Below are 8,261 nucleotides of genomic sequence, written 5' to 3' on the forward strand. Positions count from 1 at the left end.
AACTTTTACTCCAAGAAACCAGAGAAATTGGAAAAATTTTAGTTTCATCTACTCGGAAAGTTAAGGAGAAAATTAACAAGCATAATTAATTGCGAATTGCGAATTGCGAATTGTGTTGATGCACCCTGGCTGCCAGTCTACACATCTGCATCAGGTTCCAAAGACCAATAAAGTCGTTAGCACACGTATTAATCTTACGTTTCGACCGCACACCGGAGGCGGGAGATAACGCTTTTGCTGGCTGTTGAGAATTTCATAGCCAGCAAAAGCTCTCACAAAAATTTGAACCGGCGGCATGGGTGCAAATGCCGCATCCTGCACCATGCGTCAAAAAATAGAGGAAATACATCATGCTTCGTATAAATGAAACCGATTCTCAAGCCAAGCACCTACAAGAGTGGCTCAGTAGCGGGGTTGACGAAGAAATCATTGCTCTGAATGTGCGTTCGCTCTACGGCACAACACCTTACGAATATCTGCTTTACAGTCCCAAAATCTCCCGTCGCAACGATGGACGATTACGCGATCGCGATTTAAAGAAATATCAGCACATTGAACTCGGCGGCTGGTGGTGCAGTGGTGTTGACCCGCTCAACAACTATGTCCTGATGATGTGGGGCTGCTTCAAACCCGACCACCCCAGACGTGACCGGCAAAAGATCCACAAATTTATCAAGTACGAGCATCCTTACAGAGAAGAAACACGCGCCTTCTTCCTCTTAGTCCCGAATCGCATTTGGGTGAAAGTCTCCCTACGTTGCGGTATTCCCATTACAGAATTTGACTTACAACATCTCGGCGGCTTCTGGCATTGGGTTTGGAGGCATAATGTACCAGTGACAATTGTAGAAGGTGTCAAGAAAGCGGGAGCGTTACTAACTGCGGGTTATGCAGCGATCGCTATCCCCGGTGTCAACGCTGGATACCGTACTCATCATGGGGTGTACGGTAACGCTATTGGTAAACCCTCTCTGATTCCCGACTTGAAACATTTTGCAACACAGGGAAGACAGGTCAACGTCTGCTTTGACCAAGACAATAAACCTGAGACAGTGCAGCGAGTCAGAACCGCTATCAGTCGTATGGGACGGCTGCTGGTAAATGAGGGTTGTTCGCTGCGAGTGATTGATTTACCTGAAGAACTTGAGAAAGGTGTTGATGATTTTATCGTTGCCAAAGGGCGGGAAGCTTTTGACGCACTCTACAACACGGCTGTTGCACTGGAGTTATGGGAGATTAAGCTGTTTACCTTGTTGACTTACCCGCCTGCGATCGCTCTCAATCAAAGATTCTTGGGCCAGCTTCTCGTCCCCGAAGGCGAAAAACTGATTATCCTCAAAGCCCCCAAAGGCACTGGTAAAACCGAATGGCTGGCAACAGAGGTGGCGAAAGCACACGACCAAGAGAGACGGGTATTAATCATTACCCATCGCATCCAATTGGGTGAGGCACTGTGTAATCGGTTTGGTGTTAACTATGTTACCGAAGTCCGCACGAATGAAACAGGCACATTGTTGGGATACGGGGTGTGCGTTGATTCACTGCATCAAGAAAGTCAGGCGCGATTCAATCCTAATGATTGGGCGAATGATGTAATTATTATTGATGAATGTGACCAAGTTTTTTGGCATTTGCTCAACTCTGGTACGGAAGTGCAAAAACGTCGGGTATCTGTCCTCAAAAACCTCAAACAACTGGTACAGAATGTTTTGGGCAGCAGTCAGGGAAAGATTTATCTGTCTAGTGCGGATGTCTCAGATACTGATGTGAAGTATGTTTTATCGCTGGCTGGAGAATATCGAGTTAATCCCTTCGTTATCGTCAACAACTATCGGCACGTATCTGGCAATTGTTACAACTATTCTGGCAGTAACCCGAAGAATCTCATCGCTGCACTCGACAAAGCAATCTCCAAAGGTGGGCATCATTTATTATGCTGTTCTGCTCAAAAGGCTAAGTCTAAATGGGGAACCCAAGCACTTGAAGAACGGTTTCGCCGCAAATCCCCTCACCTACGAATTCTGCGAATTGATAGCGAATCTGTTGCTGATCCATCTCATCCTGCGTTTGGCTGTATCGCTCACCTGAACGAAATTCTCACCCAGTATGATTTGGTTATCGCCTCTCCAAGTTTGGAAACTGGGGTCAGCATCGATATTCGAGGACATTTTGATGGTGTTTGGGGAATATTTCAGGGAGTGCAGCCGGTTAACTCCGTGCGTCAGATGTTGGCAAGGATTAGGGAGACAGTTGACCGTCACATTTGGGTCAGAGAGTGGGGAATGTCGGTTGTAGGGAATGGCTCTACATCCATCGGAGGATTGTTGCGAAGTCAACACGTCGCCACACAAGCTAACATTGCGCTATTGTCGGCGGCGGATAATGACGATTACAGCTATGTTGACCAGAACTTCCAGCCCGAATCTTTGCAGACTTGGGGCAAGCGGGGTTCTGTGATTAACGTCGAGATGCGGCGCTATAGAGAATCTGTGCTTGTGGGTTTGGTCGAAGACGGCTACACCGTTATCGATGCTGACGATGCTGACGATGATGAGAGCGGGGCAGTTATCGAGTCGGTTAAGGCGGCATCTGTTGAATTGTATGCTGCTGAGTGTGAAGCGATCGCTAATTCTGATGAACTCTCCCCAACCGAATTGAAGAAACTGCAAGACAAAAGAGCGAAAACCAAAACCGAACGACATCAACAGCGCAAGGCTGAATTGTCCCGTCGCTATGAAATTGACGTGACCCCTGATTTGGTTGAGAAGGATGATGACGGGTGGTATCCTCAGTTGCGGATGCACTATTATTTGACGCTGGGGCGGGAATTTCTGACTAATCGTGATACCAAACGGGCTAAGGCGCAGTTAGAAGCGGGAGAGAATTCAGTTTGGAAACCAGATTTTAACAAGGGGCAGTTATTACCTGCTGTGTTGTTACTCGAAAGCCTGAATCTGTTGCAGTTTCTTACACCAGACGTTCAGTTGCGGGGATCTGATGAGAAGATGTTGGAGTTTAAAGCGCTGGCTGTTCAGCACAGGCACGTTATCAAGAATTATCTGAATGTAACGATTTCTGAAAAACACACACCGATAGCGATCGCACAGAAATTACTTGCCAAAATTGATTTGAAGTTGGACTACGTTGGTCGGTTGGGTAAGCGTGAAAATCGGGAGTGCGTTTACCAGTAGATACCTTCTGCCGTTTGCGTTGTTTTCGGAGAATGTTCCAGCTTGGGGTTATGTTCGTAATGACGCCACAGTGCTGGTAAAACCACATAACTCACCACTCCATATAAGCCGAGTAAACCAACTAACGTTCCAAAAATATACCAAAACCAATGTCGATGTTTTGGGTGTTTATCACTATTTGAGTTAGAGGCTTGTTGCATTTGAATCCGGTGACCAAGCTATATTGACTTTTTTAATTAATCATCTCTAGCTAATGGGTTGTACCACTGATCCCTTGGCAAGAGCAGTTGATCTGACTCAGGTGGGCCCCATGTATTTGGCTCATACTCATAAATGGGTGTGACGTTATCGAGAATTGGCTGGACAATCCGCCATTCCTCTTCTACGGTATCTTCTCGTACAAACAAGGTGGGATCGCCCCGCATAGCATCACCCAATAGACGTTCATAGGGTTCCATTTCGTCGCCACCTCCGTAAAAGGCTAGGAGTTCAACCGTAGAGCCGATCATATCTTCTCCAGGGATTTTAGTGCGAGCGCCCAATCCCACAATTACCTCTGGATCTAGTAAAAAACGAACATAATTACCGTTTTCTTGTCTTCCCTCCTGGAACACATTTAAAGGTGGACACTTGAACTTGACCATCACCTCAGTAGTTTTGACAGGCAATTTCTTCCCAGCCCGAATGTAGATGGGAACTCCTGACCACCGCCACGTATTAATAAATAACCGCACGGCAACAAAAGTTTCTACTTGGGAGTCAGGCGAAACACCTTCTTCCTTGCGGTAATCAGAAAATTGACCGCGAATAATATCATCGGGTTGCACTTCCCCTATAGCTTTGAGAATACGCTCTTTTTCATCCCGGATGGAATCGGCAGCCGTACTGGCGGGAGCATCCATACACACTGAAGCCAATATTTGCAGCATGTGGTTTTCCACCACATCCCGAATTGCGCCAGTTTCCTCATAGAAGCGCCCCCTTCCTTGAATGCCAAAGTCCTCTGCCATCACAATCTGGATGCTTTCAACATAGTTGCGATTCCAGATGGGTTCGAGAAAAGAGTTGGCAAACCGAAAATAGAGTAAATTCAGCAGTGGTTCTTTGCCCAGGTAATGGTCGATGCGATAGATGGATGATTCGGCAAAAACTGATGCCAGAATTTGATTTAACTCTCGTGCTGATTTCAAATCTCGTCCAAATGGTTTTTCAATTACCACCCGCGCATTTTTAGCACAGCCTGATTCGCCCAATCCTGACACTACTTGTGCAAACAAGCTCGGTGGAATTGCCAAATAGTAGAGGGGATGAGTAGCATCACCAAGGGCAAGACGTAATTTTTCGTAAGTTTCTGGTTTGTTGTAGTCACCAGCAACGTACTGGAGTAGACCAGAAAGTTTCTCAAATGCGTCTTGATCTATACCACCATTATGTTCTAAGCTATCACGTGCCCTTTCTCTAAGTTGATCCGTTGTCCAAGATCGTCCGGCAACCCCAATCACTGGGACATTGAGATTGCCCCGTCGTACCATTGCCTGAAGGCTGGGGAAGATTTTCTTGTAGGCCAAGTCACCTGTTGCCCCAAAAAATACTAGTGCATCTGAATCAGGAGTTCCCATGACTAACCTCTTTAAGAATTAGCTTTTTCATCATGCCCGCCAGACTGATCGCGCATGGCTGACAAAAGTTTGTCGGCAAAGTTTGCTTCCCCACGCGAGTTAAAACGAGCAAAGAGCGCGTAACTTTTCACCGGAGTTGGCACAGATTCGTCAATTGCTGCGATGATCGCACGAAGGGCGCCCTTCGCCAGAATTTGATACACGACCACCAAATTCTTCTAAATTGCGGCTTGTCAATAAGGCGATCGCTGTCAACCAAGTTCCATAGATTTTTCGCCTTCTGGTTTTGACCAATAATCTTTACCATAATTTATTGTGTCAATAAGCTTTAACTCCTATTTTTAAATGATTCTGGAAGTCCCTTAAGGGTTTGCAGTGGTGATTGCTTCTAACTATTGGAGTAATAATCTCTTGGGTATGGACACATATGTAGGTCTATTATTTGCCGAAAAATGTACATACAAATACTAAGCTTTGTATATTCTTTACATTCTTCTCCTTTCTAAGCAATATTTTTTATAAATCAGTAGTTGACCACAAAAAAAGTGATAAAGAATACATAATTTCCTTTTTGAATGTTGCGATCGCCTTGCCATTCTCACGCTTCTAGAGTAATCATTCTACCGCGTGGCTCATACGTCATCGGCTGGGGTTGAGATTAAAAGTGACGAAGCAATGATTCAGGCTTTGGCTGACTTCTCCAAACGCAACGCATCTCACGTTAAAGGCATTCTCAATCTGACCATCCCGCTATCTGAGTCTCCGATTTGGATTTTGGGGCAGTTCCTCTGGCAACTCGGTTTGTCTACTGAGTCGCGGCGACCACTCTTAGATGGGCAGAGGGTTCGGTATTATCGGCTCAATACTTCTGATGTAGAGTTTATCCAACAGGTGCTGGATTATCGGCAACGGCAGAGGGAGGACAGGGAAAGGAAACGCCACCAGGAACAAGAACGAAATGCGGCTTATGCAGCTAGGATGCAGTCTCAATATGGGATTAATGCTCCGTCCACACCCCTCATTAATGAAGATGGAAGTAATAATTGGGAGGGTATGGCCACAGATCCAGAACTCAGTGATTCTTGGTGGGATAAAGTTAAATATTACGCTCGGCTGGCGATTGAGCGGGCGGAGGATGGGGTTGATGCGGTCAAAGAATTACTCAGTACGTTGACGAGTGATGAGCGTTGTGGCGTGATGCTGGAGTTTGAGGATCTTGACTCTGACAAATTTGCTCAACTGGTGACACATGCTCCACAGTGGACTGAGTGGATGGCGTGAGAAAGTTGGGTTTATTTCACATTATCCAGGTTAGACAACAAAATCCCTAATAATCTGATACTACAATTCTCCAAGTCAATTGACTCAAATAGGTTTTGTCTTCCTGTAACTTTATCCTTTAAGCTATATGTATTGAGGCTGTGGCGAGATATACAAGACACTTCTGCGATGAGCGTAACCTCGCAACCGGGTTAGATCCAGGTGATCCCCCAAAATTAAGCGGTGCTGAAAATTTTTTCTGCAATTGCAATTATCTCCCCTATTTCTCCCCTATTTATCTATTAAATTCAAATCACAATAGCAGAGAACACCATCTAATACAGGCGGACACTCTCTGTCGTATTAGAACCTATCCTACTAATAATATTTGTGTCACAAAGCTTAAGCTTACCGAGAACTGACAACGAAAAATAAAGGTTTTTAAGCATATCTTACAAAAAGATGTAGGGATTTTTAGAATTATGGGATAAATTCACAGATTTTGCCGTTTACACACACAAGCGTGTCTGAAAAGCTTACATGGTTCGCGTCTGTGATGTACTTCATCGCTGTCGAAACCTAATTATTAGTTTTTCAATTTTTTGGAGGAGAGGATAATGTTGAAGTTCACCTGTTTGATGATTGTCGGGGCAGTATTGTCGATTAGTGCGCCGACTTTTGCTGAAAGTCGTGCGGTTAATATCAGTATTGGCAGTATTGGTGGTTCCTTAGATAATGCTGCTTTGCGAACAGTTCGCCAGGTTATCGGGTTTGCAGTCGGCACTAGTACCGTCGATAAATTCATTGTATATAGTCCCAGGGTGGGATCTATTCCCATCGAAGGAGGTTTATCTGCTTGTGCTGAAGCTGGCTTCGGCATAAGCAATACAACATTTAATGTTTTTATCCAGCAGTTGCGTTCAATTAATCCCAAACCAGGGACTTTCTACAATGTAGAACTTACTGCAACCTGCAAACAGAAATAAGACATTTGCACTCAAGCGCCGTAGGATGGGCTTCCTACCTCAGCCCATCTATCGTGTTACACGTATGCGTAAGAGAATTTTATCAATGAGTTTTACCAAGCGGTTTTTCATGTTCTTTTTAGATTTAGTAACTTAGTAACTAACTCTAACCCTCGTTCATATAATTCCTCAAAAAATTTTTGTGAAATATATCCTGAAGCTCAAAATGCGTAAGCACATACTGAACTCTTTGTTTCCAGTTGTCTTACTCGCCGCTTATATAGGGATTGGGACACATCCAGCCCAGGCAAACTGTCCAGGTTTTAGTCGTCCGCCAGAACAACTGAACCCTGAAGTACAGCAACGTGCAAACCAACTCAAAAATGATCCCAATCAATTCTTTGGAAAAAAGATTTTAGATACGATTACAAATCGCCGCATCACCTTGACTCCAGATTTTGCTCGTTTAACGGGAATCGAGAAACAACAAGTTCTCAATACTTTAGAATTAAACGGTTCAACCTACGAAGTTTACGCAGCTGATGAACGGCTGGTTTCGGCACAATATGATGGCTGTACTCGTACTTACTTGAAGACTGAGCGCGATCGCTATGGTTGGTATCTCAATCGCCCTCCGGTAGCAATGCCACTGCCGATGTTACGCGATGCTTTACGTAATTGGGGGCAACTCACTTGGCGCAAAGTTAACCAGAGTATACATCCCGAAGATGAGTGTAGAGCGCGCTTCAAGTTTTGGGAAACACTTGGCTATGACAAATACAACCAAGGCTGGTGGATTGGTTGGGTGCCGGAAGGGGGCTACTTTGAAGTTACAGTTCGCAATGCTGATGAGGTTACCCAACTTAAGCCCTATTTAAAAACTGCCTTCCATCAATATCGCTATATGGTAATAGCGAGTGATGGTACTCCTTTGTACGACACTCAAACAGAATTAGGTAATCCGTGGCTGTCGGTTCTAGGTAAAACCTCTTCTCCTGCGGGATGGAGTGTCAGCCCTTGCCATTATCAAAATCCTTTCCTATGCGTCTATCGCAACAAACTTGATGTGGGAAGCGTCGAACTTCAACGCCGGACGTATACTGACTATCCCATTAGACTTGTCCGAAATATTAACTTAGGAAAAGAAAAATGGTAAAACGTTTAAGTAAGTGTCTACCATTTTTCTGTATTAGTTATGGTTTTTGATTATATCCAGAAGTATCCGC

At 44.7% G+C, this 8,261-nt stretch carries 7 protein-coding genes and 1 pseudogene; 4 read left to right on the forward strand and 4 right to left on the reverse strand.

Features of this window, described 5'->3' with window-relative positions; translation table 11 throughout:
• The first annotated feature begins 350 nt into the window (after nt 1-350).
• Nucleotides 351-3,191 (forward strand): plasmid replication protein, CyRepA1 family, encoded by a 2,841-nt coding sequence (locus tag H6G97_RS39775; RefSeq protein WP_190946133.1) that lies wholly within the window; start codon nt 351-353, stop codon nt 3,189-3,191.
• On the opposite strand, the gene H6G97_RS39780 is transcribed toward H6G97_RS39775, so the two are convergent.
• The 3 genes from H6G97_RS39780 to H6G97_RS39790 are packed head-to-tail and all read right to left on the reverse strand — an operon-like array spanning nt 3,182 to nt 5,019.
• Nucleotides 3,182-3,391: a hypothetical protein gene (locus H6G97_RS39780; RefSeq protein ID WP_190946134.1), complete on the reverse strand. Its 210-nt coding sequence runs from the start codon at nt 3,389-3,391 to the stop codon at nt 3,182-3,184. The two genes, H6G97_RS39775 and H6G97_RS39780, sit on opposite strands and share 10 nt — an antisense overlap.
• 36 nt (nt 3,392-3,427) lie before the next feature.
• Nucleotides 3,428-4,810, reverse strand: coding sequence for a glucose-6-phosphate dehydrogenase (gene zwf, locus H6G97_RS39785; protein ID WP_190946135.1), 1,383 nt, complete (start codon nt 4,808-4,810; stop codon nt 3,428-3,430).
• A gap of 11 nt (nt 4,811-4,821) precedes the next feature.
• Nucleotides 4,822-5,019 carry a hypothetical protein gene (locus H6G97_RS39790; protein WP_242055888.1) on the reverse strand — a complete coding sequence of 66 codons (198 nt, stop codon included), beginning with the start codon at nt 5,017-5,019 and terminating at the stop codon, nt 4,822-4,824.
• 418 nt (nt 5,020-5,437) lie between these two features.
• On the opposite strand from H6G97_RS39790, the gene H6G97_RS53775 reads away from it, so the two are divergent.
• Nucleotides 5,438-6,091, forward strand: a complete 654-nt coding sequence (locus tag H6G97_RS53775; RefSeq protein WP_242055889.1) for a hypothetical protein — start codon at nt 5,438-5,440, stop codon at nt 6,089-6,091.
• A 596-nt stretch (nt 6,092-6,687) separates the two neighbouring features.
• Entirely contained in the window at nt 6,688-7,056 is a 369-nt protein-coding gene (locus H6G97_RS39800) for a hypothetical protein (protein WP_190946136.1), read from the forward strand.
• A 60-nt stretch (nt 7,057-7,116) separates the two neighbouring features.
• Here the strand turns inward: H6G97_RS39800 and H6G97_RS53780 are convergent.
• Nucleotides 7,117-7,250, reverse strand: a pseudogene (locus H6G97_RS53780) (transposase); the annotation flags it as partial.
• Between the two features lie 11 nt (nt 7,251-7,261).
• Here H6G97_RS53780 and H6G97_RS39805 point away from each other — a divergent pair.
• Nucleotides 7,262-8,191 (forward strand): hypothetical protein, encoded by a 930-nt coding sequence (locus H6G97_RS39805; RefSeq protein ID WP_190946137.1) that lies wholly within the window; start codon nt 7,262-7,264, stop codon nt 8,189-8,191.
• Nucleotides 8,192-8,261 lie beyond the last annotated feature (70 nt).

Source organism: Nostoc flagelliforme FACHB-838 (genome assembly GCF_014698065.1).
GTDB lineage: Bacteria > Cyanobacteriota > Cyanobacteriia > Cyanobacteriales > Nostocaceae > Nostoc > Nostoc flagelliforme_B.

What these genes read in the sequence shown, in the direction of transcription:
- H6G97_RS39775 (WP_190946133.1), top strand. Translation starts at nt 351, where the DNA reads ATGCTTCGTATAAATGAAACCGATTCTCAAGCCAAGCACCTACAAGAG.
- H6G97_RS39780 (WP_190946134.1), bottom strand. Translation starts at nt 3,391, where the DNA reads ATGCAACAAGCCTCTAACTCAAATAGTGATAAACACCCAAAACATCGA.
- zwf (WP_190946135.1), bottom strand. Translation starts at nt 4,810, where the DNA reads ATGGGAACTCCTGATTCAGATGCACTAGTATTTTTTGGGGCAACAGGT.
- H6G97_RS39800 (WP_190946136.1), top strand. Translation starts at nt 6,688, where the DNA reads ATGTTGAAGTTCACCTGTTTGATGATTGTCGGGGCAGTATTGTCGATT.
- H6G97_RS39805 (WP_190946137.1), top strand. Translation starts at nt 7,262, where the DNA reads ATGCGTAAGCACATACTGAACTCTTTGTTTCCAGTTGTCTTACTCGCC.